Source organism: Thiomicrolovo sp. ZZH C-3 (assembly GCF_054862725.1).
Genome location: NZ_JBTKXX010000001.1, coordinates 132,490 through 155,834, shown reverse-complemented (window position 1 = coordinate 155,834; position 23,345 = coordinate 132,490). Strand labels below are relative to the sequence as shown.

Genomic DNA, 23,345 nt, shown 5'->3' with positions numbered 1-23,345 from the left:
CCACCCGTATTTAGACGCTGGTTTCATTTTAAGTTTTGCTTTATATGATTGTAACATGCCATTCAAGATTACCCGCTTTGAGACGATTCCCCTGGAAGCGCCGGCGTTCGTGCGCCCCGTCCGCATCCTCTACACCCAAAACGGCCGGGAGCTGAGCTGGGAGGCCGTCAAGAGCCACGACAGCGTCGCCGTTCTCCTCTACCATACCGAACGTGAGGCCTTTCTCCTCGTCAAACAGTTCCGCCCCCCGGTGCACATGAACCACCCTGAACACTTGTTCACATATGAGCTCTGCGCCGGGATCGTCGACAAAAAAGCCCCCCTGCTCCAGATCGCCAAGGAGGAGATCGACGAGGAGTGCGGCTACGACGTCCCGCTGGAAAAGATCGAGAAGATCACCTCCTTCTTTACCAACGTCGGCATCTCCGGCGGCCAGCAGCACCTCTATTTTGCCGAAATCGACGAGACGATGCGTGCCCACGACGGCGGCGGCATCCACACCGAGGAGATCGTACTGGAGTGGGTCCCGCTCACGGAGGCTAACGCCTTTGTTTTTGATGAAAAGAGGGCGAAAACCCCGGGGCTGATGTTCGCGTTTTACTGGTTTTTCGCGAAGTAGAAGTTACGGCAGGACGCCGAAGCGCGTGAGCGTCTCGGTCAGCTCTTTCGTTTCCGAAGGCCCGATGTGCCTGTAGACGACCTTCCCGCTGCTGTCAAGGATCACCTGCGTCGGCATCATGCGGACTTCATACTGCACTGCCACCTGCCGTTCGCGCCGGATGTCGATAAAGTAGATGGCACTGCGCGGATGCTCTTTTTTGATTCTGTACAGCGTGCGCGCCATATCTTCACAGCTTCGGCACGACGTCGAGCCCAGTTCAAGCAGCACCGGTTTGCCGCGGCCGATCTTCGGAGCGACGAGGTTATACGGCGTCACGTTCAGCCTCGACTCATGGGACGCTTTTTCCTGGCCGCAGCCGCCCAGCAGCAGCATAAAACCGATCAAGAACATTCGAAACATATCACCCCTTTTAAAAGACAAGATAAGCCTGGTAGGCCAGGTAGACCGCGATGGCCGCAAGCAGCAGGATGAAAAGGGCATTGACCCCGTTCGCGATCCGCGCCAGCAGCGGGCTCGACGCCATCCGCTGGGCGAACCCCAGGGAGATCCCCGCGGCCAGCAGAAGCAGACCGTGTCCCAGCGCAAAGAGCAGCACCAGGGCGTACGAGTAGGCCCAGCCGCTCTGTTCCGCCACGGCGATGATGGCCGCCAGCGGTGCCGAAGCGCACGGCGTGCTGACCAGGCCGAAGATCATACCGATGAGCAGCGCACCCGCCAGCTTGAACTTCAGCAGCCGGCCGGCAATAAACGCCTTGTCGATCTGCCCCAGCCACCCCATGGCATAGGCGACGACCAGGAGGGTTGCCGCGGCGGCGAGCGCGTAGGCCCAGAAGGGCGCGACGCTGAGCAGCGCCCCGGCCTTGGCCACCGTCAGCATCAGCAGGGAGAAACTGATGACAAGGCCGGTGACGAAGAGCAGGGAGTAATAGAGCGTGAAGCGCTGTTTCTGTCTTGGGGTCATCTCCGCTGAGAGCCCGAGGACGCTGCCGATGAGCAGTGGCAATGTAATGATTGAACAGGGCGCCAGCGAGGTCAACACCCCGATGCCGAAGGCGGCGGCAAGCGCGATAATGCCGTAGTGGCCGACCAGTTCGGCCAGGCTCTGCTCGAGTATCATTTAACCTGAAGCTTCCGGTACGCTTCGATGAACTCACGGGCGCTGTCGCCGCGCCAATACTCGGCCAGACCTACCAGACCGTCTTTGAGATAACGGGCATCGAAGCCTTTGAGCCTCAGATAGGTGCGCGCCATAATCGCCCGGTCTTTGTGGGGACAGGCGGTCACGATGGTTTTGCTCCTATCAAGCTCGTTCAGCCGCTTCGGCAGTTCATTGAGCGGTATATTGATAGACGCAGGCATATGCCATGCCTCGTACTCCTCCTTGAAACGGATATCGACCAGCTGGGCCGTTCCCTCTTCTAGCATCACACCCAATTCGACACTGTCGATCTTCATCGCCTTGCGCTCTTCATAGGTAAAGCTTTTCAGATAATCATCATAAGTTACCGGATTCGTATCGGCCAGGAGTCCGAGGGTGCACAGACAAAACAGTATGATCTTTCTCATTTTTTTCCTTCATTATGGATGAGAGCTTTGCTACAGCAACAACGATGCCTTTTCCGGCTTGCGAACAGTGCGTATGATCCGATAACCCGGCGGCAGATTCCTGATGGCACAGGAAAGGCGTTTGGAAAACCTGTTCGTACTAATGCGGGCGCGATTGCAAAGTGATATCGGTAGCATTAATCATCATCATTGAAGAAAGCCTCTTCTTCCGCCTTCTCTTTCGCCGCCTGCAGCGCATCGAGTTCCGCCTGGCTCATCATCAGCATTTTCATCTTTTTGACAAAGATGGTGCGGTCGGGCAGCTTGGTGAAATAGGCGTAGGTGCCGTACCCCATGACCAGTACGGTGGTGATGAGGATGAACTTCTGCAGCGGCGAAAAGGTCTGGATGGGCTCTTTATAGTTCATCTCGCAGACGCCGCCCGGGCAGTATTTCGGATCTTTGCGTTTGATCCAGGCGAAGATCTTGCACCCCAGGCAGATGGAGAAGGCCGCTTCAAAAAAGAGCAGCGCCATACAGATGAGACACACCAGCACTTTGAGCGGGTTGGGCTGGAAGTCGATGACCAGGTAGTAGAACATCGGCCAGGCCAGCAGAAAGCCCAGGATCCAGGCGAAACGTTTTTGGGCGGCCCCGACGTACTCGGGCTTCTGGTTCCGGACGAAAAAACGCCCCAGCATCAGGCTCGGCGCATAGCGCGGCTGGATGATACGCAGCGTAAAATCAACGGCGAAGAAGGTCACGAAATATTTGGAAAAGACCGCCGTGCCCAGCATCACCCCGTTCGTCAGTCCCAGGAAAGCCCCGACAAACAGAATTGCCGCCGCCGCGCGCGCCTCTCTCTCATTGAGCATGCCCACCTCGTAGCCGGGCACCTTTTCACCGTAAGCGAAGAAGCTTTTCATATCCACGCGTTTCTCCTTGAAATCAGAGGCGCGCATCGCGGCCAAACACTTCCGTCATGACCGGACGCCTCTTTAATGACGGGAACTATAGCACATTCGGAACAATAAATCAATATATCTTGATATTTGTAAATTGATTGGCTACAATGCTGCTATCCAAACGGCGAAAGGAAACAGCATGAAACGTCTCCACATCCATATCTCCGTCGACGATCTCGACAAAAGCCGGGCGTTCTACACCGCCCTGTTCGGCGCGAAACCGACGAAGGAAAAAGCGGATTACCTGCAGTGGCTCATCGACGATCCCGCCGTCAACTTCGCGATCTCCACAGGCAAGAGCAAACGCGGCCTCAACCACCTGGGGCTGCAGTTCGACAGTGACGAAGCCGTCGCCGAGACCGAGGCCCGTCTCGTCGCCGCGGGCATTGCGGGCGAGAAACAGAGCGGCGCGCAGTGCTGCTACGCCGCGTCGAACAAGTACTGGGTCCAGGACCCCCAGGATGTCATCTGGGAGAACTACCATACGATGGAGCAGATCGAGGTGTTCGGCGGCGACGCCTTTACCGGCGGGGTGGGCTGCTGCCAGCCGACGTTCTCCGAAAACGGCAAGTGGTCGACGGCCGGGGGCTGCTGAGCATGGATGTCTTCCTCAAAAGCGTCGCGGCCCTCAACGACGAGACCCGGGTGCTGATCCTGCGTTTCCTCGACGAGCACGGGCCGCTCTGCGTCTGCGACCTGCAAAGCTCCCTGGAGATGATCCAGTCGCGCCTCTCGCGCCACCTCAAGATCCTCAAAGAAGCGGGATTCCTGAAGGTCGAGCGCAAAGGGACCTGGGCCTACTACGCCATCAGAAGCCCCCTCGACCGTTTCCGCAGCGAAGCGCTGGAGGAGATCCGTCACCTCGGCATCACACTGCCGAAACTGCAAAAACTCTCCGAAACTGACCAAGGATGTAAGTTATGAGCAAGAAAAAAGTACTGATCCTCTGCACCGGTAACAGCTGCCGCTCCATTATGGCCGAAGCGCTGATCAACGCCAAGCTCGGCGACTGCGTCGAGGCGTTCAGCTCCGGCGTCAAGGCCAGCGGAAAGGTCAACCCCAACGCCCGGGCCCTGCTCGAATCCAAAGGGTATTGGAAAGAGGGGTACCACTCCAAGGTGATCGAAACGGTTCTGAACAACGCCTTCGACCTCGTCGTCACCGTCTGCGATCACGCCAAGGAGAGCTGCCCAATGTTCCCCAAAGCGGTCAAGACGATCCACGTCGGCTTCGAAGACCCCTCGGGCAAAGCCGAAGCGGAATACGCCAAAACCCTCGACCTGATCGAACGGGAGCTGCTGCCCGTCGTCAAAGCGGAGCTCTGCTAGATGTGGCATGAGCTCAGCCGCGCCTTCGTGTACGAGACGCTTAACCTCCAGGGGCGGTTCGCCGACGCGCTGCACTTCTTCCTCTACGATACGGTCAAGATCTGGTTCCTGCTGATCACCATCATCTTTGCCGTATCGTTCCTGCGCACCTGGATGAACACCGAAATGGTGCGGGCCTACCTCGCCGGGAAGAAAGAGTTCACCGGCAACATCCTGGCCGCACTCTTCGGGATCATCACCCCTTTTTGTACCTGTTCGGCGATCCCCCTTTTCCTGGGCTTTCTGCAGGCGCGCATCCCCGTCGGCGTCACCTTCAGCTTTCTCATCTCCGCCCCGCTGAACAACGAGATCGCCATCGCCATGCTCTTCGGGCTCTTCGGCTGGAAGATCACCGCGCTCTACATCGGCTTCGGGCTGGCCGTGGCGATCATCGGCGGCTGGCTGATCGGCCGGACCAAAGCGGAGCGGTACGTCCTGCTGGACGTGCCGGTAATGCAGGGCGACCTCCATGTGGCGGCGACGTCGCTGAACCTGGCACAGCGTGCCGGCGACGCCTGGAAAGCAACCCTGGAGATCTTCAGAAAGATCTACCTCTGGGTCATGGCCGGCGTCGGCGTCGGCGCATGGTTCCACGGCTTCGTCCCGGCGGAGTTTATCGCCGACTACGCCGGCGGCGACGCCTGGTACGCCGTGCCCGTTGCGGCGGTGATGGGCATCCCGATGTATGCCTCGGCCGCCGGCGTCATGCCGCTGGTGGAGGTCCTGACGGAAAAGGGGATGCTGCTGGGCACCGCGCTGTCGTTCATGATGGCCGTGACGGCGCTGAGCCTGCCCGAAGCGATCATCCTCAAACAGATCCTGCACACCAGGCTCATCGCCACCTTCTTCGCCATTATCGGCGTCGGGATCATCGGTGTCGGCTATCTGTTCAATATCATCTTATAAGGAGTCACAATGGAAAGACGAAACTTTTTAGGCATGGGTGCGGTCATGGCCGGAGCGGCCATCCTCCCGGCCGCATCGCACGCCGCAACCGCAGAGAAAAAACCCGAGGGGGCCGTGACGCTCTATTATGAGTTTCGCGTCCCGATGCCCGAGAAGAAGAGGGTACTCAACAACATCGACGGACTCTCTTCCTATCTGAAGGGGAAACAAGGCTTTTTGAGCTTCTCGTTCAAGCAGATGACAGGGGAGTCGACCATGGTGCGCAACTACCCCGCCCACCTCAAAGGGGTGCTCGACCGCGGGTACGCCGACGGCAACGGCCACCCCACCTCCCCAAAACTCCCGCTTTTCTATACGCTCTTCATCCGCTTCGACTCCTACGATGCGCTGATCGCCTCCCAGGCGCAGACGTGGTTTGCCGAGCAGATCGTCCCATCGCTCTTTGCCTACAAACCGACGACGCCTCCGACCAAGACGCCGATCAAGCTTGATTACTACGAAGGGATCTACACAACCGTCGCCGCGGGGGACCGCCAAAAGCTCTATACGACCTCCGATGAGATCAAGACCTTTCTTCAACACCAGTCCGACGAAGTGAAAAACCGCTACGTCACCGTTGAAAACCACGTTATGATCAAGGACGCCAACCGCGAAGCCTTCAATCAAAAAGTCGCGCGTCTGCTGGGCACCGCGCAGCAAACCTTCCGGCCCGACGTTCACGATGCGGCGTATGACGACCGCTATCCCCACGGCCAGGCCGGTACGGCGCAGAACAGCCATTACCGCAAAGCGGTGACGACCGAGATCCTGCAAAACGCGTTTGCCGACGGCGATACCCGCAGCTACATCATGCACGGCGTCTGGGAGAACATGTACGATCATGAGAATTCGCACCTCGACCCGCGCTTCCTCGCCGCGGCCGGCCCCGTCGGCGCCTACGTCGTTTCCGGCCCGGTCGAGCCGTTCTACGATACGATCAAACAGAGCCATTAAAGGAGAAACATCATGAAAATCGAAATTCTGGGCACGGGCTGCAGCAAGTGCAACGAGCTCGAGGCAAAGGTCAAGCAGGCGGTCGCCAAGAGCGGCAGATTCCTGCAGGTAGAGAAGGTCAGCGACCTGCAGAAGATCATGGCCTACGGGGTCATGAGCACCCCGGGGCTGGTCATCGACGGCGAGGTGAAGTCGACGGGCCGTGTGCCGAGCGTCGACGAGATCCTGGCGATGATCGCCTAAGCCGCTTCCGGTACCTCCCGTCCGGATAGCTTCATTGCCGGACCGCCGGCGTTGAATGGCGCTCACGCAGGCTAACGTCTCCGTTTTGACTGCAAACAGGGCTGTAACACCCGACGCAAAGCCTGCCTGCTTCCGTTTTCGCTCTTGCAGGCACATTTTTCCCACCGAACAACTCCCCCTCTCCGCATCGACACTGAAAACGTCCTTGGTTGTTACCGGAAAAACGCTCTTTTCGCAATATTTTTTAAATAATTGTCATAATCTGTTTTTATTGTGATACAATGTCTTAGGAAACTTTTAATGTTATAAAATAGTTATCACAAATGGAACTGATTAAAGGTTTCTGCTTTCCCGGGGCCGACACCCCGGGCCATACCGAACCATGGAGGAGGAAACGTATGAACCATCGCATGAAGCAGTTAGGGTGCCTATTGGCCGTCAGCATGTTATTCGGCGGCTGTGTCGCCACGAAGAGCACCGAGCCGGCTCCGCAGCCCGCCCCGGCGGAGCAGCCGTCTGAAGCCCCCGTAGCGACGACGGCCGAAGCCCCGGTGCAGGCCGCCCCGGCTGTCACGCCCAAAGCCGCGCCGAAGCCGGCCGCACCGAAAGCAGCCCCCAAAGCGGCAGCACCGGTCCCGGATGAAGCTGCCGCGGCAACGCCGGCCGAGGAGAAACCCTGCGACCTGTACAATGTCGAAGTGGCTATGGACGAAACCACCCTTAACGTCGGCAAAAGCGTCAGCCTTTACGTGCACGTCAAGGCCAATGGCTTCCCGTTGACCGGCCATGAAGCCCACGGCGTCAAAGTCACATTCAAGGGCCTGGGATTTGCATCCAACCCGCCGGCATCCGAGTGTCTGCGGGTCCACCCCAACGGATCGGACATCATCTACAATGTCACGGCGGCCAACGCCGGCACCTATGATGTCATTGCGGACGTCGCCTTCTACCCGACCCGCAACTGTGAAGCTTCACGCGTGACGAAACAGTCGAACGCACTGACCGTTAACGTCAAATAAAAGCACCCGGCGGCGGATCCACTCCCCGCCGCCACTATCCATAACACTTCGTTATCTTAAGACCCCACAGGATTATTCGTATTACTTCTTTATCACCTTTTCCCAAAAGAACTGTATTTTTTTAATTTTTTGTCAGAAAATGTTGCCGCTGTGCTATAATGATGACCTTTTGGAACCTTTAAAATATACATATAACCAAGTATGTAGAAAGAATTCGAAGGTTACCTAAGGGTCCGGGAGGTGAGAGGACCGGACCCAATTTCATCACAGAAAAGGAAGAACATGATTCAAAAGTACGTGCGGCACGCCGGAGTCCTTCTGGCCGTCAGCCTGCTGTTCAGCGGATGTCTGAAAAATGCGGAACCGGCGGCGCAGAATGACGCAGGAGAGCCGGAAGTCCTCGGCATCGTCAATGAACCCAACGCACCGGAAGTCGAACCGGTACCGCTTCCGATGGCACCGAAGCCTACTCCGGAAAAACCGAAAGCCGTCGCCAAAGCCAAACCGGCCCCTGTCGCCGAACCCGAGCCGACACCGATGCCGACGCTTGCCGCCCCGGCCCCGGTCGCCGACAGCCCTTTTGAAAAATATACGGTGGAACTTGTTCCGGACAAAGAGAAAGTCGTTGTCGGCGAACCGATCAGCCTGCGCGTCATCGTCAAGGCGAAGGACTTCCCGCTTTCAGGCAGTGATGCGCACGGTGTCCAGGTTACGTTCAGCGGCCTCGGGTTTGTCACCGATGCACCGGCGGTCGAGTGCCTCCGTGCCCATCCGAACGGTTCGGAAGTGATCTATAACGTGACCGCCATGAACAGCGGTACCTACCGTGTCGCCGCCAACGTTTCGGTCTACCCGACACGCGAGTGCCACATCTCAAGCGCCCACAAGACTTCTGCTCCGATCGTCGTCAGCGTCAAGTGACGCCGCGGCGCCCTTTGGCGCCGGTATCCCTCAAAAATCAGAAGCAGTCACAGCGCCATCGATGCCATCTTCGGCCTGTCGAGGTTGTTGGCATGGCACAACACGACATCCGGCGGCAACAAGTGATCTAAACGTTTTCGTGCAGAGTGCACTACAGCATTCCTAATATCACAGACCAAAAGGCGACAGGGTAGTCAGTACCCACCCCGAACACACCGGACATAGTAGTGGTTATAGTCTTTGGCGTTACCGCCGTCTGCACCGTCTTTAAAAAAAACAGTGCATGCAGAGTCAGACCAGTAGAATGATGAAGTAGATGACCAATACGTGTCCGAAACCACATATTTGAATGCCGGGTCGATGGCCGGGTCGTCACGACTGAAGTCAACGAGGGAACGCAGTTCGTTCTGATTCGGCATCCGCCAGTCATCAAAACCGCCAAGCGTCAACGCCTCGCAGCGGTCGATGGCGTTTTGCCAGTTTGCGGTCGTTGCATTGGTGTCATCCTGCCACATCAATCCGCTGTTGTTGTCAGTGACAATGCCCGCCGCATCGTCGCGTATGTAATCGGCATAAAGCATATTGAATGCAATCAAAAATATCCCGACTGTTTTCATTAAATTCCTCGCTTTCATTGTCTATGCTTCACGGCCTACAATCCCTTCCGAACGCATCGGATGTAGGCCTCGTCAAAATACTTGTCGTAAAAACTGTTGCTTTCGCCCAGGTAGAAATAAACGCTCCACGCTTGCTCGGGAGCGTGCGTATACGTCGTCGATGTCCAGTAAATGGTCGAAGCCACATTCTGGAATGTTGGGTGGATGGCTGGGTTGGCATGTACGGCATCGGTGATGCTCAGCAGTTCCTGCACCGTCGGCAGCCGCCAGTCGGCGTAGCCTCCCAGCGTCAGATTTTCACAGTATGCCGCGGCCGTATCACCCGTCGTATCGAAACATTTTGGCAGGTTTTGGTTCAGGGCACATTCGGCGTAGTTGACGTCATTGAGCCACTTTTTCATCACAGACGCCGTTTCGTTGTTATCCTGCCACATGAGTCCTGTGGCATTGTCGGTCACAATCTCTTTCGCATCGTCGCGGGTGTAATTGCGATCGGCACCCGATTGATAATAGCCGTCGTCTTTGACGCTGCCATCCGTTACTGCATTGCCGCTCGTGTCATAACTGCCGGTCTGACCGGTCTTAAGGATCACGAGTGAAACGGTGGGTTCACTGACATCAATGACGGTGACACTAATAGTCTGTTCTGAATGGTTCAATGCCGGGTCCGACGCGCTGACGGTGACTTCATAGATGTTGTTCGTACCGGAATCGACCGGGTTTTCGAAGTCGGGAGCTGATTTAAACGCCAGATTGCTGCCACTAAGCTCGAAAAGAGAACCGTCTGCACCTCCCGTAATCGCCAGCGTTGCGTTTGCGTCGTCCGTCGTGACCGTCAGGACCGCTGTTGTGTTTTCCGCGATGTCGGCCGAAGCTGGCGACGTAAAGTTCGGTGGTGTTGTATCGGGCGCCACCTCGTTCACGTCAAGAATGTTGACGCTGATATTCTGCTCCACTCCGTTTCCGGACGTGTCGGTTGCACGGACCGTAACTTCGTAGGTATTGTCCGTATCGGCATCGGAAGGCTCCTCATAGTCTGGGGCCGTTTTAAATGCAAGGGTACTGCCGCCGAGCACGAATTGGGCCGAATCTGCTCCACCGGTAATCGCCAGAGCCGCACCAGGGTCATTTGTCGTCACTGTCAGCACTGCCGTTGTATTTTCACTGACATCTGCCGTCGCCGCTGATGTAAAGCTCAGCGTCCCCTCATCACTGCCGCCTCCCGAACCACCGCCACCGCAGCCGATCAGTACCATGCCGACAAGTGCGGCAAAACCTCCATTCAAAAGCCGTCTTTTAGACACGTTCCCTCCTTATGTAGTAGCTATCATTGTACAATACACAAATTTGAACACGCTGAAAAACAAAAACAGTTTTTTGTGAGGAGATCTATACGCCGAATGTATCACGGCCGAAAAAGAGCACAAAAAGCAGCATGAAACAAACACACGACATTGACATTTTTATGTGATGACTGCAAACTACCGAGCGGGACGTCGCATCTACGTACCGCTGCCCGCTAATAGACGCGCTCTTGCAGGCCGAAAGAGTATACGTCCGGTGGATTATACCTCGAGCACGACCTCGGGATACTCTGCGGAGCGGGTGCCGGGAATAGGCTTGGTCGAAGCGCCCTTGACCGTATAGACGAAGGCGATCTTGGGTTCGTCGGTCTGGTTGTCGTAGGCGTGGTGCAGTGTCCGGCAATGGAACAGGATGACGTCGCCTTCGTGCAGGTCGTAGTGGACCTTCTGCGCGATCAGGGCGTCGTTTTCCGGCAGCCCCGTCATAAAGCTGGTATCGGTGTCAAACTGTTCGGGCCGGTATTCAAGTTTGTGGCTGCCGTTGATAAACTCCAGTACCCCGTTCTCCATCCGCTCTTCGCCCAGCGCCAGCCAGACGCTCACCAGGTTGTCGTTCTCAAAATGCCAGTAGCGGCGGTCCTGGTGCCAACGGCTCTCCGTGCTCTTGGAGGGCATCTTCGTCATAATGGAGTTGTGGTGCGCCAGGGTCAGCACCGGGGTGTCATGGAGCACCTGCGCCAGCATCGGGCGGATCTCCTTGTCCGTCATCCACTCACGGAAAATCTCGCGGCGGTCATAGACCTGCCGCAGGCGACGCAGGGTCGAGTTATTCGAACCCGTGTACTCCCCTTCCGTCTCAATGGGCGGTGTCCGCGCCTCGATCTCCTCTTTGGCTGCCGCCAGGATCGCCTCGCAGCGCGCCTTGTCCACAAAGCCGCGCAGCAGGATGTACCCGTCGCGCTCAAACTGCGCCAGCTGCTCCTCACTCAGTTTCATCTGCTCTCTCCCACCAACTGGTATCGGTCGATCGTCTCGTCGTCAAGATCGATCAGGCCCCGTGCGCGCAGGTCGGCAAAGACGTCCGCGTCGCAGACGACGTCGCCAGGCCACTCGCGTGTAAAACCGTCCATCGGGTCCTTGTTGGTCCCGTCGACACCGATCATCTCCTCCAGCCAGACATCGCGCTGGGCGTCGATGTTGTTCGTCACCCGCCACACAAGCATATAGGGGTTGTTCACGTCATTCTGCCGCGTATCGACGAAAACGGCGATCGCGATATGCAAAGCGAGCGGTTTGAGCGCCTCGAAGAGTTCGCGCGCCGGGCGCTTCTTCTCGTACTGGATCACCGTCACCGGGTTCGCGCTCTGCGTCATGTACTGCTTGAGCGCGACAATGTCGCTGTCGATCGTCTTCACCTTCTTCAGCAGCGCGGCGTCATCGAGCAGGTCGATGGTGCGTTCCACAGCATTCCCCGTCGCGTCGATGCCGAGCTTGCCGCCGATAAGGGGCCGGCTCGCCGAGTGGTCGAGGGCGTCGACGATCCCCGTCGTGATCGTCACGCCCTCCGGAGTGAGGCGGTCGAGGATATGCTGCGTGAGTGCTTCGTAGTCCCCCAGCTCCGGGGCGCGCTCGTCGACGAAGAGGGCGTGCTTGACGAAACTCATCTGCCCCACGCCCCAGAGCGCGTGCATGATCTGCAGGCTGTGGCCCGGGTACTGCGGCGCGATCTTGCAGAGAATGAGGTTGTGGAACACCCCGTTCTCCGGCATCTTGTAGTCTTTGAGATCCGGGGCCTGCGTCTGCAGGAGCGGCAGGAAGATCCGCTCCGTCGGCAGCCCCATGTACTTGTCCTCGAGCGGCGGCTTGCCGACGACGGTCGCGTAGAACACCGGGTCGTTTTTCGCGGTGATACGGCTCACCTCGAGGACCGGGTAGGGCTCTTTGAGGGTGTAGTAGCCGGTATGGTCACCGAACATCCCCTCGATCTCCGTCACCTCCGGGTCGACCCACCCCTCGATGACGATATCCGCGTCTTCGGGAACGTGGATCGGATTGGTCTGGCACTTCACGAGACGGGCGGGTTTGTTGCGGACGAAGCCGTAGAGCATCAGCTCGAAGATGCCGTGGGGCAGCGGGGCCGTCCCGCACCAGGTGTAGAGCGGGTCGCCGCCGATGGCGACGGAGACGGGCATTTTCCGCCCCGCTTTTTTATACTGGTGGAAGAGGTGGTTTGAGTCCTTGTGGATCTGCCAGTGCATCCCCAGCCGTTTGTCGTCGTAGACCTGCAGGCGGTACATGCCGACGTTGTGGATCTCGCCGTCGAGGCTCTGCGTGTAGACCTGTCCCATCGTGATGAACTTGCCGCCATCGTCGGACCAGGTCTTGAGGATCGGCAGCTCGGAAAGCGACGCGATCTCCCGCGACTGGCAGGCCCCGGCGGATTTCAGGCGCTTGGGAAAGACGTTGCGGAGGTCAAAGAGGAACTTGAAGGTCTCCAGTTTGTCCGAGAGCGATTTGGGCGGCTTCAGTTTCAGCGCTTTCTGCACCTTGGCGGCAATAACGTCGGGCGTTGCGCCGAAAATCGTCTCGACGACGGCGTCGTTTGCAAAGATGTTCATCACGACGGGCATGTCGTAGGTTTTGCCGAGTGCCTTGTCAACGGGGTGGGTGAACACGAGAATCTTCGGCGCGTCCTTCTTGATCTCCGCATAAGCGATATGGGGGATCTCGAGGTTGACGTCGAGGGGTTCGTCGATGGTCCTGATCCAGGGGGCGAGGGTCTCAAAAATCTTCATAATTCCGTATTGTATCCCAGAGCAACTCTAAAAAACCTACATAAGAACAGGGGATGCACTTTAAAAGCAGTATGACTAATTTAAATAATTAATATTACGATCCCACCCCCTGCGCTATAATTCCGCAAAAAACGGAGCAATCTATGAACGTTATCAAGATCCGCAAATTCTGCCGCCCCTTCCGTATCGCCCTGGGCGCCGCCCTTATCGGCTACGGTGCCTACAGCGGCAACCCCTGGTTCTACCTCGGCGTGATCCCCTTCATCGCCGGTATCATGAACTTCTGTCCGCTGTGCAAAATCACCGGACAGTGCAACATCATCTAAACCCTGATGTCACCGGGGAACGGTGAACCGTTCCCCTCTCCTTCACCCCTCCGCAGAACCCGCACCCCTTTTCAGAAACGTTTTGACATAAAGCACCGCCGCCGTACTGAACGACACCCCCGCAATAATCAAAAAGAGCCCCTGAATCCCGGCATGGGCGACAATGGGCTGGAAAAAGATGGGGGAGAAGAACTGCCCCAGGAAGAAGCTCATCGTCAGCATCCCGACGGCCCGCCCGCGGCGGTGCGGCGGCACCAGCGAGAGTAGCCAGGCATTGATATTGACCATCACGAGCCCGAATCCCACCCCCATGAAGGCCGAGGCGAAGAAGAGCTGGTGCGGGGAGCTCACCTGCGACATTACCAGCAGGCCGGTGCCGAAAAAGAGGTAGATGAAGACAAAGATCTGGGCGTAATCAAAGCGTGCGCGGATCCGCGCGTACTGGCGCGCCGTCAGGGCGTTGATGAGCAGGGCAAAGGCGACGAAGTGGCCGATGCTGCTGGGGGTGCCGTGCAGCTCGTCAATGACGAGGTAGGGCATCTGGGTCGGCAGCATGTAAAACAGCAGCATCGAGAAAAAGGCGCTGAGGTAGACCGGCAGCAGCTTCGGTGATACCGCCGCGGCCTCCTCGCTGTGCATATGGAGCCTTTTGGGCTCGTAGAGCGACCGCAGGAGCAGCGGCAAGAAAAGCAGCGGCAACAGGTAGATGGCGAAGGGGAAGTTCCAGCCCAGCTGGGCCAGGTAGCCCCCGGAGATGATAAAGACGATCCCGCCCAGCCCGACGGCCATCCCCTGCATCGACATGAAACGGTGGCGACCCTTTTCATCGAAGTAGTCGCCGATCAGGGCCGTGGAGGCGGTCATCAGCAGGGCAACGGAAAAGCCCAGCAGGGCGCGCCCGGCGAGGATCGCCTCAAAATCCTGCAGGTAGAGGCCGGAACTGCCGCCGATAATAAAAAGGACGATACCGAGGTAGAGGGGGCGCAGGCGGCCGAAACGGTCGACGATCATCCCGGCGAAGGGGGCGACGGCGGCAATGACGAGGGAGGGGATCGTCAGCATCAGCTTGGAGAGAAACGCGATATGGGGAAAGGCCTCAAAGTGATGGCTGATCAGCGGCAGCGCCGCGACGATGGCAATCCCGGACATGACGCCCATCGTTGCCAGCAGCAGCAAAGAGAGTCTGACATTGCGGGCAACGGAGTCATACATTAGGCAGCCTTTTCGTGGAGCGCATTATACGCCAGGATGGGCAACCGGCCCATAAGCGCAGCGAATTTTTCACCGGAGGGGACGGTGCGGCGGCGCAGCTGTCGGCCCCCTCCCCACCATTCATCTGAATCGGGTATTATTCTATAATTATTTCACAACATCCAAAGGGACAAGTATGCACCCACCGCTCACCCAAAAGCAGGCCATCGTCGCGTCATTGCGCCAGCTGTTCGCTTTTTACCTGCTTTTCATAGCCATCTTCTTTAGCGGTCGTGCCCTCCTGTTCGCGCTCTATTACGACCGCATCGCCGATGCCGGGGTCAGCCACTGGTTCAGCTTCCTGCTCGGGCTGCAGATGGATACGATCGTCGCCTGTATCATCCTCGCCCTGCCGGTCCTCCTGCTCTTTACCGTCCCCCGTCTCTTCAGCGGCCCCGTACGCACCTTTATCCGGGTCTACCTGCTCATTTTCCTCCTGGTGACCCTCTTTATCGAAAACGCGACCTTCCCCTTCTTCGCCGAATTCGACGTCCGCCCCAACGATATCTTCCTGAACTACCTCGACTATCCCAAAGAGGTGTTCGGCAACATCTGGGCGACCTACAAGCTCAAACTGCTCGTCGCCGCCATCATGATGTCCGTGGCGGGATACCTTTTCTGGACCCTGACCCGCAACACCTTTGCGGTCGTCTTCGAGATCAAGTGGCCCTTCCGAGTACTGCTGCTGCTGCCGCTGGCGGCCCTGCTCTTCATCGGTATCCGCTCCTCCTTCAGCCACCGCGCGGCCAATATCTCCCTGGCGGTCTACACCGATTCGCACGTCGTGAACGAGATTACGAAGAACAGCCTCTACAGCATCGGCTACGCCTTCTATTCGCAGAAGAAGCACGGCGTCGTCATGAGCAAATACGGCAAAATGCCGCTGAAAGAGGCCTATGAGCGGGTCTCCCGCCAGCTGCGCATCCCTGTCGGCGACATGAAGACCCCCTTCCTGAGAACCCAGAAAACCCACTTCCCCGCCGCCAAACCGAAAAACCTCGTCATCTTCCTCCAGGAGAGCCTGGGGGCGCAGTTCGTCGGGGCGCTCGGCGGTGAAAAGGGGATCACCCCCAACATCGACCGCCTCGCCGGCGAGTCCATCTTCTTCGACCACCTCTACAGTAACGGCACCCGCAGCGTCCGGGGGATCGCCGGCAGCGTCTCCGGTTTCCTCCCGGTCCCGGGCAAAGGGGTCGTCAAGCGCAACAAGTCCCAGGAGGATTTCTTTACCGTCGCCTCTCTGCTCAAACCCTACGGCTACCGCAGCAGCTTCATCTACGGCGGGGCCAGCAACTTCGACAATATGCGCGGCTGGTTCTACGGCAACGGTTTTGACCTCCTGATCGATCAGCCCGAGTTCAAGAACCCTGCATTCACGGGCATCTGGGGCGTCTGCGACGAGGACCTCGTCGTCCGGGCCAACGAGGAGTTCGCCAAGTGGCATGCCCAAGGGCAGCCTTTCGTCTCGGTGCTCTTCAGCACCACCAACCACACCCCCTTCGAGTTCCCCGGCGGGCGCATCGACCTGATCCCAGGCAAGCCGAAGAACGGCGTTGAAAACGCCATCAAATTCGCCGATTACGCCATCGGGAAACTCATCGACGACGCCAAGCGCGAGGGCTATTACAACGATACGGTCTTCATGATCCTGGCCGACCACAATGTCCGTACCTACGGCGACGACCTTGTCCCCGTTCCCAAGTACCGTATCATGGGGATGCTTCTCGGCGGCGGCATCAAACCCCAGCGCGTCGCCAAGCGCTCCACCCAGCCCGACGTCCTGGCCACGGCCCTCGATGCCGTCGGACTCAACCTCACCTACCCCATCCTCGGCAAATCGATCTACGAGGACCCGGAAAAAGAGGTGGTGCTGATGCAGTTCCACGACATGTACGCCCTACGCAACGGCAACAAACTCGCCGTCGTCCAGCCCGACACCCCGGCGGTGACCTTCGACCTCTCCGCGGAGGACCACCTGACCCCTGCAGCGCACGACCGGGAACTGGAGCGGGATACAATGGCCTTTATCCACGTCATCAATGACCTCTACCAGCACAAACGCTTCCAGGCCGAACCCGGCAGCGCCAAGTAACGCCCGATGAGCGGCCACCACCACTCCCACGATATCAGCGGCACGAAACTGCTCGTCGCCGTTGTCCTCAACGTCCTCATCACCGTCGCCCAGGTGATCGGGGGCATCATGGCCGGTTCCCTCGCCCTGCTCAGCGACGCCCTGCACAACTTCAGCGACGTCATGGCCCTGCTGATCAGCTGGTTCGCCCACCGTATCTCCCACAAAGAGGCGGACAGCAGCAAGACCTTCGGCTACAAGCGGGCCGAGATCGTGGCTGCCCTTTTCAATGCCTCGGTGCTCGCGGGTATCGGCGTCTACCTCGTCTACGCTTCCGTCATGCGGCTGATCTACCCCGAACCCGTCCTCTCCTCCTGGCTGATCTGGATGGGGCTGCTGGGGATCGTCGTCAACGGCGGCAGCATCTTCTTGCTCGAATCCGACGCCCGGGGCAATATGAACATCCGTGCGGCCTACCTTCACCTGCTCGGCGACGTGCTCACCTCCGTCGCCGTCGTGCTGGGCGGTGTGGCCATCGCCCTGTGGCAGATCCACTGGGTCGACCCGCTCATTTCCATCATCATCGCCCTCTACCTCATTGCCGCCTCCGTGGGGCTCATCAAAGAGAGCACAGGGGTGCTGATGCAGTTTGCCCCGGAAACCGTCGATGTCGCTGCCGTCGCCGAGACCGTCTGCGGTGAGCCTGCCGTCGCGGGGATCCACCATATCCACCTCTGGCGCCTGAGCGACCACGCCATCCACCTCGAAGCCCACCTCGATTTCGCCGAAAACCTTCCCCTCTCCCGGGCGACCCAGACGGTGGAAGCCCTTGAAAAACGGCTGCAGGAGCGCTTCGGCATCACCCACACGACCTTCCAGTGCGAATACGGCCGCGACGACGACAAGCGGCTGATCCGCTGACTCACGCGCCGCTCACACTTTTATGGGATACTACGTCAAGATTCATAAAGGAGCATGCATGCGGTATTTTTTAACGATCCTGGCCCTCTGCTCGGCCCTGCTCGCCGCCGAACCCGAAGAGATCGACACCCTGATCGATGCGGTCATCAACGCGCCCAAGTCGGAACGGTTCGAGAAGATGAACGCCTTCAAGCTCAAAATGCGCGAGCTCAACCAGCAGCAGCGCCGCCAAGCCCTTGAAGCCCTGCAGAGCCGGATGCAGACAGAAACGGGCACAGCCGCGGCACCGCAAAAACCCGACGCCGGCGAGGCGGTCATGCAGCAGCAGATGCGCCAGCAGCTCAAAACACAGCAGCAGATGCAACAGATGCAGCAACAGCAGATGCATCCCCGCCAGGGTCAGTTGGGCCGATGAAACGGTTACTCCTGAGCACGGCGCTGATCACTTCGGCCCTCTGCGCGGCCCCCGCGGAGCGCGACAGCGATCTTGACGGCGTCCCCGACACCCTGGATAAATGCCCCGGCACGGCCTTCGACATGACGGTGGGCGCAGACGGCTGCGCCCCGGATACAGGAAGCACGGTCTCCTTTCTTGCGGGAATCGGGATGGGCTATGCCACCGGAAAATACGGCGGAACGGAGACCGTCGACTCCCTCTCGACGGATGCGATGGCGGCCCTCTACGCGGGGGACTTTTACGTGACGGGCATCGTCAGCTACTACCACTACGGCACCGCGGATCCGACCGTTGCCGACAGCAAAGACGGCGGCCTCTCCGACACCTTCCTGGGCGCGGGTTACGCTTTCGGTCTCACGGAGAACCTCTTTCTGACGCCGGGAGTGCATCTCAAGCTCGCCACCGCCGAGGAGGGGACTGGCACGGGCGAGAACGACTGGGGCGGTTCCCTCGTGGGGCTCTACCGTTTTTCGGCGCTGGACATCTTCGCACAGTACGGCTACACTGTGACGGGTGACAGCGCGACCACCGAGTACCCGGACATCGCTTTCGGTTCCGCCGGCGTCACCTTCTACTCCACGCCCGCAAGCAGCCTGAGCTTTTCGTACGACTATTCGGAGTCGTATATCCAGGGCACCCCGGATCTGCGCTCCCTCTCCGTGCTCGGGATCTTCCCGCTTTATGATACACTCTCGTTAAAGGTGAACTACAGCCTGGGCCTGAGCGATTCGGCCAGCGACCACGCGGCCGGTGTCATGCTCTTCGCCCGCTTCTAGGAGGGAGAATGGCGCGGATTCTGCTGCTCGAAGACGATCCGGTACTGGGCGAATCCCTACAGGATCTGCTCACGCGCAACGGCTTTGATACCGCCTGGGTGACCGACGGGGAAGCGGCCGCCGACGCGGCCTTCGACACCCCCTTCGACCTCTACCTCTTCGACATCAACGTCCCGCTGCTTAACGGTTTTGACCTGCTGGGCGCCCTGCGTGACGCCGAGGACCGTACCCCGGCCATTTTCATCTCCGCCCTGCGCGACATCGACTCGATGACCAAGGGGTTCGCCGCGGGCGCGGAGGACTACCTCAAAAAGCCCTTCGACATCGACGAGCTCCTGCTGCGCATCAAGGCGCGCACCCACCAGCTCGAACGCCAGCTCCGCTACGGGGAGATCACCTTCAACCCGGCCGACGGGCGGGTGAGCAAAAACAACCGCAGCGTCGACCTCGGGGAGATCCGTACGGCGATCTTCCGCCTGCTCCTCACGAACGTCGGCCAGACCATCGACAAAGCCGAACTGCTCGAACTGCTCGAGCAGCCCACCGACCAGGCGCTACGTTTCCACATCAGCCGCCTCAAACAGCAGCTGGGCATCGACATCACGAACGTCCGCGGCGTGGGGTACCGTCTTGAAAGCCTCTGAAAGAGAATCCTTCTATAAAAGCCTGGCGCTCTACTTCGTCACCATCGAGATCCTGATCGGGTTTCTGCTCTACCACAACTACCGCGAAGATGTCGGCAGCCTCAAGCAGCAGCTTTTCCTGGAGATGAAAAACTACAACTTCAACTTCGAGGGCGAAAAGTTCTCCCTCGATTTCGTGCCCAAACAGACGGAAGCACCCCTGCTGGAACTGCGCGAAGACGGCCAGACGCTCTACGCCCTCTTCCCGCTACCGGCCAACCAGCGCTACCTGCTCAAGATCTACTACCCCAAACCGGATTTCAAGGCCCAGACCGGCGTGCTGTTGGGCCGCTACCTCCTGTTTATGCTGCTGCTCTCTGCCGTCGTCGGCATCATGGCCTTCGGGTTTGCGCGCTACACCCTCCGCCCGCTGCGCAGTGCCCTGGAGCTGACCGACCGTTTCATTAAGGACATCATCCACGATCTCAACACCCCCGTCAGCGCGATCCTGATCAACACCTCGATGCTGAACCGTGAGGACAAGGCCGTGCAACGCATCGAGAAAAGCGCCAAACTGATCGGCATGCTCTACCGCAACCTCCAGGAGTATCAGGGCGGCCTGCCGCAACAGCGCGACACCTTCCGGCTCGACACCCTCGTGGCGGAGCGGCTGGCCTTTTTCGAGAGCCTCTATCCCGCGCTCGCCTTTCACGCTGAACTTGCACCGACGACGCTCAGCGCCAATCCCGACGCCCTGACGCGGATCGTCGACAACCTCCTCTCCAACGCCTGCAAATACAATGTCAAGGAGGGGGAGGTAACGCTGACACTCTCCGGGGACACCTTCAGCATTACCAATACCGCCGCGGCGCCCATCCGTTCGCCCCGCAACCTCTTTGACCGTTTCTACAAGGAGAGTGAACGCGGCATCGGGATCGGCCTGCACATCGTCAAAAAACTCTGCGACGAGGAGAAGATCGCCATCACCGTCACCCAGAGCGAAAACCGCGTGACCTTCAGCTGCACCCTGCCGCCGGAACAAACCGCGCGTTAGCGTCTGTTATAATAAGCCCGTCAAATCATTCGCCAAGGAACCCCATGCCGCCGTTTTCCCTCCCCGTGACCTCTTCCAAAGGCATTCCATGCAGATAGACGGACGCTTCTGGCTGCGCAAGGACGGCAGGAACTTCCTGGGCAACGGGCGTATCGAGCTGCTCGAAAAGATTGCCCAGACCGGCTCCATCCATGCCGCGGCGAAGGCGATGAAAATGAGCTACAAGGCCGCCTGGGAACGGGTCAACGCCATGAACGACATCGCCGACCGCCCCATCATCGAGAAGACCACCGGCGGACGCGGCGGCGGGGGGACGGTCCTCACCGCCCACGCCTACGAGCTCATTGCCACCTACAAGCGCTTCGCGGAGCTGCACCGCGAATTCATCAACCGCTTCGCCGAAGCGGGCGACGACCCCGAACGGCTCGCCCGCATCCTCTCGCGCACCTTCCTCACCACCAGCGCGCGCAACCAGATCACCTGCAGCGTCGGGAGCATCACGCCCCACGGTCTGCGTTCCGAACTGCGCCTGCAACTTCCCGGCGGTGACACCCTCTTTTCCGTGATCACCTCGACGTCGGTGCGCAACATGGGCCTGGAAGAGGGGTGTGACGCCTACGCCATCATAAAATCCAGCGACGTCATCATCAGCCGGGGCGCACCGGAAGCCTCCGACGATGTCAATATCCTGAAGGGGAAGATCACCTCTTTGCAGCGCAGCAGCGAAAACGCGGAGATCACCCTCCAGCTCGAAGGGGGCTCCAAACTGATCGGCGTGACGGACCTCGACGCCAGCGACGCCCTGGAAACGGCGATGGAAGCCTACGCCACCGTTGCGAAGAACCACATCATCATCGGGGCCTGAAGCGCCCGCACAGCATCCCGCACACACCCTTTTCTCATAACCGTTCATTTCTGAACAGCCCTTAACACAAAATTAATATCAGTTGATTATTATTTTCCGTTTCCCATATTTCAGAATCATTTTAAATGAGGAAGCAGTTTTAACCGGATGAAGAAACATACCCGTCGACAATTTGGCGATGACAGACGGGTATGTTTGTGTTGTGTTGCAACATTTTATTGTGCCATATCCCTATGACGAATCAAATGTTGCTTTTTCCAATGGGCGCATTTTGGGCGGCGGATCCGCCCGAGTGCTACCTATGGAATCATCCCGGAGGGGCATTCCCCCTGCCGGGATTATCTGTTTGAGGAGAAACGGATGGATTTCATTGGCATGTTTCCGCTTTTCTATTTTCCCGATATCGGCTCCGCCTGGTTGATGGGGATCACCGGGACCATTCACATTCTGGCTTCGCACACCTCCGTCGGTGCCGCGCTGCTCTTCGCCTTCCTGGCGCACAAAGCGTACAAGGAGAACCGCACCGACCTCTACGACTATATGAAGAAGTACGGCATGTTCCTGCTGATCTTCTCATACGTCATCGGTTCCATCACGGGGCCGGGGATCTGGTATACGGCCACGGCGGCCAGCCCGCGGGGGATCAGCGCGCTGATCCACAACTTCGTCTGGGTCTGGGCCACGGAGTGGGTCTTTTTCATCTATGAGGTCATCGGCGTCTTCGCGCTGGTCTACTTCATCGACAAGATCGACCGCAAAACGCACCTGAAGCTGACCTACACCTTCGCGCTGGCCTCCGTCGGCACCCTGATGCTCATCATCGGGATCATCAGCTTCATGATGTGGCCGGGCAACGACGCCTTCTACCAGACGGGATCGGCCAGCGACGCCTTCTTCGGGGTCAACACCTTCCCGCACATGTTCCTGCGCATCGGTTTCATGATCATGATGGCCGGAGTCATCGGGCTGATCATCTCCAGCGCGATGAAGAACAGGGAGGTTGCAAACGAGCTGACCCGAAAAATGGGCTACGTCAGCCTCCTCGGCGGCTTCCTGGTACTCTTCTTCTTTATGTGGTACATCAAGACGCTGCCCGAGAGCGCGGACATCCTGCTGGGGATCTACCTCCCCTCCATCCTGACGACGCGCATCATCCTCATCGTGGCCTTCGCGCTCTATTTCCTGCTGGCGATTGTCAAACCGCAGTATATCCGCCGCTCCCTGGCGATCGTCATGCTCTTTGTCATCGCCGTCGTCGGCCTCTGGCCGGGCGAAAAGCTGCGTGAGAGCCTGCGCAAACCCTACGTCGCCGGACGCTATATCTACAGCAACCAGATCATCAGCCGGGACGTTCCGGGCAAGGGGATCAAAAGCGAAGTGGAGATCGTCGCCGACAAAGGGCTGCTGCAGGTCAATCCATGGATCCCCGACCGGCTCCGCACGATCACGCCGGAGAACCGGCTCGAAGCGGGGCAACTGCTGACCAAACTTGCCTGCTCCAACTGCCACGCGCTGGAGCCGGGCGCCAAGTTCCGCCCGCTGATAGATAGATTCGCCGGCCAGGACAAAGAGACGATCAAAGCTTTCATGCAGGGCTCGCTGGCGACGGGGGCCATCCCCTATATGCCCAGAATCGACCTCCCCGACGCCGAGTTCGACGCCATGGCCGCCTGGATAGCGACCCAAACCAACTAAGGAGATGCC

General features: G+C 58.7%; 27 protein-coding genes. 18 read left to right on the top strand and 9 right to left on the bottom strand.

Going from position 1 to position 23,345, the window contains the following annotated elements; all coding sequences use genetic code 11:
- The first annotated feature begins 55 nt into the window (after positions 1-55).
- Positions 56-619, top strand: a complete 564-nt coding sequence (locus tag ACXWTF_RS00790) for an NUDIX domain-containing protein (RefSeq protein ID WP_461713145.1) — start codon at positions 56-58, stop codon at positions 617-619.
- 3 nt (positions 620-622) lie between these two features.
- Here the strand turns inward: ACXWTF_RS00790 and ACXWTF_RS00785 are convergent, their stop codons facing one another.
- The 4 genes from ACXWTF_RS00785 to ACXWTF_RS00770 all read right to left on the bottom strand — a co-directional run bounded on the left by ACXWTF_RS00785 (position 623) and on the right by ACXWTF_RS00770 (position 3,093).
- Entirely contained in the window at positions 623-1,021 is a 399-nt protein-coding gene (locus ACXWTF_RS00785; RefSeq protein ID WP_461713144.1) for a thioredoxin family protein, read from the bottom strand.
- A gap of 10 nt (positions 1,022-1,031) precedes the next feature.
- Entirely contained in the window at positions 1,032-1,739 is a 708-nt protein-coding gene (locus ACXWTF_RS00780; protein WP_461713143.1) for a cytochrome c biogenesis CcdA family protein, read from the bottom strand.
- A complete protein-coding gene (locus ACXWTF_RS00775; protein ID WP_461713142.1) occupies positions 1,736-2,188 on the bottom strand; it encodes a rhodanese-like domain-containing protein in 453 nt (150 codons plus the stop codon). Before ACXWTF_RS00775 ends, ACXWTF_RS00780 begins: the two co-directional genes overlap by 4 nt.
- Positions 2,189-2,364: 176 nt before the next feature.
- Positions 2,365-3,093 (bottom strand): DUF4395 domain-containing protein, encoded by a 729-nt coding sequence (locus tag ACXWTF_RS00770; RefSeq protein WP_461714561.1) that lies wholly within the window; start codon positions 3,091-3,093, stop codon positions 2,365-2,367.
- A gap of 178 nt (positions 3,094-3,271) precedes the next feature.
- Between ACXWTF_RS00770 and ACXWTF_RS00765 the strand changes: the two genes are divergently transcribed.
- The 8 genes from ACXWTF_RS00765 to ACXWTF_RS00730 all read left to right on the top strand — a co-directional run bounded on the left by ACXWTF_RS00765 (position 3,272) and on the right by ACXWTF_RS00730 (position 8,581).
- A complete protein-coding gene (locus ACXWTF_RS00765) occupies positions 3,272-3,727 on the top strand; it encodes an ArsI/CadI family heavy metal resistance metalloenzyme (RefSeq protein ID WP_461713141.1) in 456 nt (151 codons plus the stop codon).
- 2 nt (positions 3,728-3,729) lie between these two features.
- Complete coding sequence (locus ACXWTF_RS00760; protein ID WP_461714560.1) at positions 3,730-4,056, top strand: ArsR/SmtB family transcription factor; 327 nt, start codon at positions 3,730-3,732, stop codon at positions 4,054-4,056.
- Positions 4,053-4,460, top strand: a complete 408-nt coding sequence (locus ACXWTF_RS00755) for an arsenate reductase ArsC (protein ID WP_461713140.1) — start codon at positions 4,053-4,055, stop codon at positions 4,458-4,460. The genes ACXWTF_RS00760 and ACXWTF_RS00755 overlap by 4 nt, the downstream gene beginning before the upstream one ends.
- Positions 4,461-5,405, top strand: a complete 945-nt coding sequence (locus ACXWTF_RS00750; protein ID WP_461713139.1) for a permease — start codon at positions 4,461-4,463, stop codon at positions 5,403-5,405.
- Between the two features lie 9 nt (positions 5,406-5,414).
- Complete coding sequence (locus ACXWTF_RS00745; RefSeq protein WP_461713138.1) at positions 5,415-6,398, top strand: twin-arginine translocation signal domain-containing protein; 984 nt, start codon at positions 5,415-5,417, stop codon at positions 6,396-6,398.
- A 12-nt stretch (positions 6,399-6,410) separates the two neighbouring features.
- Positions 6,411-6,641 carry a thioredoxin family protein gene (locus ACXWTF_RS00740; RefSeq protein WP_345988620.1) on the top strand — a complete coding sequence of 77 codons (231 nt, stop codon included), beginning with the start codon at positions 6,411-6,413 and terminating at the stop codon, positions 6,639-6,641.
- Between the two features lie 398 nt (positions 6,642-7,039).
- Positions 7,040-7,660 carry a hypothetical protein gene (locus ACXWTF_RS00735; RefSeq protein ID WP_461713137.1) on the top strand — a complete coding sequence of 207 codons (621 nt, stop codon included), beginning with the start codon at positions 7,040-7,042 and terminating at the stop codon, positions 7,658-7,660.
- Between the two features lie 282 nt (positions 7,661-7,942).
- The gene (locus tag ACXWTF_RS00730) at positions 7,943-8,581 is read left to right on the top strand and encodes a hypothetical protein (RefSeq protein ID WP_461713136.1); all 639 of its coding nucleotides are present in this window, start codon (positions 7,943-7,945) and stop codon (positions 8,579-8,581) included.
- 194 nt (positions 8,582-8,775) lie between these two features.
- On the opposite strand, the gene ACXWTF_RS00725 is transcribed toward ACXWTF_RS00730, so the two are convergent.
- From ACXWTF_RS00725 to ACXWTF_RS00710, 4 genes are all read right to left on the bottom strand, one after another.
- On the bottom strand, positions 8,776-9,198 hold the full coding sequence (locus ACXWTF_RS00725) for an Lcl C-terminal domain-containing protein (RefSeq protein ID WP_461713135.1): 423 nt from the start codon (positions 9,196-9,198) through the stop codon (positions 8,776-8,778).
- Positions 9,199-9,233: 35 nt separating this feature from the next.
- Positions 9,234-10,502 (bottom strand): Lcl domain-containing protein, encoded by a 1,269-nt coding sequence (locus tag ACXWTF_RS00720; RefSeq protein ID WP_461713134.1) that lies wholly within the window; start codon positions 10,500-10,502, stop codon positions 9,234-9,236.
- Positions 10,503-10,763: 261 nt separating this feature from the next.
- The gene (locus ACXWTF_RS00715) at positions 10,764-11,498 is read right to left on the bottom strand and encodes a phytanoyl-CoA dioxygenase family protein (RefSeq protein WP_461713133.1); all 735 of its coding nucleotides are present in this window, start codon (positions 11,496-11,498) and stop codon (positions 10,764-10,766) included.
- Positions 11,495-13,297, bottom strand: a complete 1,803-nt coding sequence (locus ACXWTF_RS00710) for a menaquinone biosynthesis decarboxylase (protein ID WP_461713132.1) — start codon at positions 13,295-13,297, stop codon at positions 11,495-11,497. The genes ACXWTF_RS00715 and ACXWTF_RS00710 overlap by 4 nt, the downstream gene beginning before the upstream one ends.
- Positions 13,298-13,440: 143 nt before the next feature.
- Here ACXWTF_RS00710 and ACXWTF_RS00705 point away from each other — a divergent pair, with 143 nt between their 5' ends.
- On the top strand, positions 13,441-13,623 hold the full coding sequence (locus ACXWTF_RS00705; RefSeq protein ID WP_416768669.1) for a YgaP family membrane protein: 183 nt from the start codon (positions 13,441-13,443) through the stop codon (positions 13,621-13,623).
- Positions 13,624-13,665: 42 nt separating this feature from the next.
- Here the strand turns inward: ACXWTF_RS00705 and ACXWTF_RS00700 are convergent, their stop codons facing one another.
- Positions 13,666-14,835, bottom strand: a complete 1,170-nt coding sequence (locus ACXWTF_RS00700) for an MFS transporter (RefSeq protein ID WP_461713131.1) — start codon at positions 14,833-14,835, stop codon at positions 13,666-13,668.
- A 175-nt stretch (positions 14,836-15,010) separates the two neighbouring features.
- Here ACXWTF_RS00700 and ACXWTF_RS00695 point away from each other — a divergent pair, with 175 nt between their 5' ends.
- From ACXWTF_RS00695 to ACXWTF_RS00660, 8 genes are all read left to right on the top strand, one after another.
- Positions 15,011-16,966, top strand: a complete 1,956-nt coding sequence (locus ACXWTF_RS00695) for an LTA synthase family protein (RefSeq protein WP_461713130.1) — start codon at positions 15,011-15,013, stop codon at positions 16,964-16,966.
- A gap of 6 nt (positions 16,967-16,972) precedes the next feature.
- The gene (locus tag ACXWTF_RS00690; protein WP_461713129.1) at positions 16,973-17,866 is read left to right on the top strand and encodes a cation diffusion facilitator family transporter; all 894 of its coding nucleotides are present in this window, start codon (positions 16,973-16,975) and stop codon (positions 17,864-17,866) included.
- A gap of 58 nt (positions 17,867-17,924) precedes the next feature.
- Positions 17,925-18,281 carry a hypothetical protein gene (locus ACXWTF_RS00685; protein ID WP_461713128.1) on the top strand — a complete coding sequence of 119 codons (357 nt, stop codon included), beginning with the start codon at positions 17,925-17,927 and terminating at the stop codon, positions 18,279-18,281.
- Positions 18,278-19,099: a hypothetical protein gene (locus tag ACXWTF_RS00680; protein WP_461713127.1), complete on the top strand. Its 822-nt coding sequence runs from the start codon at positions 18,278-18,280 to the stop codon at positions 19,097-19,099. The genes ACXWTF_RS00685 and ACXWTF_RS00680 overlap by 4 nt, the downstream gene beginning before the upstream one ends.
- An 8-nt stretch (positions 19,100-19,107) precedes the next feature.
- Positions 19,108-19,743, top strand: coding sequence for a response regulator transcription factor (locus tag ACXWTF_RS00675; RefSeq protein WP_461713126.1), 636 nt, complete (start codon positions 19,108-19,110; stop codon positions 19,741-19,743).
- Complete coding sequence (locus ACXWTF_RS00670; RefSeq protein ID WP_461713125.1) at positions 19,730-20,776, top strand: sensor histidine kinase; 1,047 nt, start codon at positions 19,730-19,732, stop codon at positions 20,774-20,776. Before ACXWTF_RS00675 ends, ACXWTF_RS00670 begins: the two co-directional genes overlap by 14 nt.
- 88 nt (positions 20,777-20,864) lie before the next feature.
- Positions 20,865-21,641: a TOBE domain-containing protein gene (locus tag ACXWTF_RS00665; RefSeq protein ID WP_416768666.1), complete on the top strand. Its 777-nt coding sequence runs from the start codon at positions 20,865-20,867 to the stop codon at positions 21,639-21,641.
- A 360-nt stretch (positions 21,642-22,001) separates the two neighbouring features.
- Positions 22,002-23,336 (top strand): cytochrome c, encoded by a 1,335-nt coding sequence (locus ACXWTF_RS00660; protein WP_461713124.1) that lies wholly within the window; start codon positions 22,002-22,004, stop codon positions 23,334-23,336.
- Positions 23,337-23,345 lie beyond the last annotated feature (9 nt).

Bases quoted from the DNA above. Each gene is read 5' to 3' on its own strand.
- ACXWTF_RS00735 (WP_461713137.1), top strand. From the start codon at position 7,040: ATGAACCATCGCATGAAGCAGTTAGGGTGCCTATTGGCCGTCAGCATG.
- ACXWTF_RS00685 (WP_461713128.1), top strand. From the start codon at position 17,925: ATGCGGTATTTTTTAACGATCCTGGCCCTCTGCTCGGCCCTGCTCGCC.
- ACXWTF_RS00755 (WP_461713140.1), top strand. From the start codon at position 4,053: ATGAGCAAGAAAAAAGTACTGATCCTCTGCACCGGTAACAGCTGCCGC.
- ACXWTF_RS00740 (WP_345988620.1), top strand. From the start codon at position 6,411: ATGAAAATCGAAATTCTGGGCACGGGCTGCAGCAAGTGCAACGAGCTC.
- ACXWTF_RS00775 (WP_461713142.1), bottom strand. From the start codon at position 2,188: ATGAGAAAGATCATACTGTTTTGTCTGTGCACCCTCGGACTCCTGGCC.
- ACXWTF_RS00750 (WP_461713139.1), top strand. From the start codon at position 4,461: ATGTGGCATGAGCTCAGCCGCGCCTTCGTGTACGAGACGCTTAACCTC.
- ACXWTF_RS00680 (WP_461713127.1), top strand. From the start codon at position 18,278: ATGAAACGGTTACTCCTGAGCACGGCGCTGATCACTTCGGCCCTCTGC.
- ACXWTF_RS00660 (WP_461713124.1), top strand. From the start codon at position 22,002: ATGGATTTCATTGGCATGTTTCCGCTTTTCTATTTTCCCGATATCGGC.
- ACXWTF_RS00785 (WP_461713144.1), bottom strand. From the start codon at position 1,021: ATGTTTCGAATGTTCTTGATCGGTTTTATGCTGCTGCTGGGCGGCTGC.
- ACXWTF_RS00790 (WP_461713145.1), top strand. From the start codon at position 56: ATGCCATTCAAGATTACCCGCTTTGAGACGATTCCCCTGGAAGCGCCG.
- ACXWTF_RS00745 (WP_461713138.1), top strand. From the start codon at position 5,415: ATGGAAAGACGAAACTTTTTAGGCATGGGTGCGGTCATGGCCGGAGCG.
- ACXWTF_RS00710 (WP_461713132.1), bottom strand. From the start codon at position 13,297: ATGAAGATTTTTGAGACCCTCGCCCCCTGGATCAGGACCATCGACGAA.
- ACXWTF_RS00715 (WP_461713133.1), bottom strand. From the start codon at position 11,498: ATGAAACTGAGTGAGGAGCAGCTGGCGCAGTTTGAGCGCGACGGGTAC.
- ACXWTF_RS00695 (WP_461713130.1), top strand. From the start codon at position 15,011: ATGCACCCACCGCTCACCCAAAAGCAGGCCATCGTCGCGTCATTGCGC.
- ACXWTF_RS00730 (WP_461713136.1), top strand. From the start codon at position 7,943: ATGATTCAAAAGTACGTGCGGCACGCCGGAGTCCTTCTGGCCGTCAGC.
- ACXWTF_RS00780 (WP_461713143.1), bottom strand. From the start codon at position 1,739: ATGATACTCGAGCAGAGCCTGGCCGAACTGGTCGGCCACTACGGCATT.
- ACXWTF_RS00690 (WP_461713129.1), top strand. From the start codon at position 16,973: ATGAGCGGCCACCACCACTCCCACGATATCAGCGGCACGAAACTGCTC.
- ACXWTF_RS00770 (WP_461714561.1), bottom strand. From the start codon at position 3,093: ATGAAAAGCTTCTTCGCTTACGGTGAAAAGGTGCCCGGCTACGAGGTG.
- ACXWTF_RS00725 (WP_461713135.1), bottom strand. From the start codon at position 9,198: ATGAAAACAGTCGGGATATTTTTGATTGCATTCAATATGCTTTATGCC.
- ACXWTF_RS00665 (WP_416768666.1), top strand. From the start codon at position 20,865: ATGCAGATAGACGGACGCTTCTGGCTGCGCAAGGACGGCAGGAACTTC.
- ACXWTF_RS00760 (WP_461714560.1), top strand. From the start codon at position 3,730: ATGGATGTCTTCCTCAAAAGCGTCGCGGCCCTCAACGACGAGACCCGG.
- ACXWTF_RS00700 (WP_461713131.1), bottom strand. From the start codon at position 14,835: ATGTATGACTCCGTTGCCCGCAATGTCAGACTCTCTTTGCTGCTGCTG.
- ACXWTF_RS00705 (WP_416768669.1), top strand. From the start codon at position 13,441: ATGAACGTTATCAAGATCCGCAAATTCTGCCGCCCCTTCCGTATCGCC.
- ACXWTF_RS00765 (WP_461713141.1), top strand. From the start codon at position 3,272: ATGAAACGTCTCCACATCCATATCTCCGTCGACGATCTCGACAAAAGC.
- ACXWTF_RS00675 (WP_461713126.1), top strand. From the start codon at position 19,108: ATGGCGCGGATTCTGCTGCTCGAAGACGATCCGGTACTGGGCGAATCC.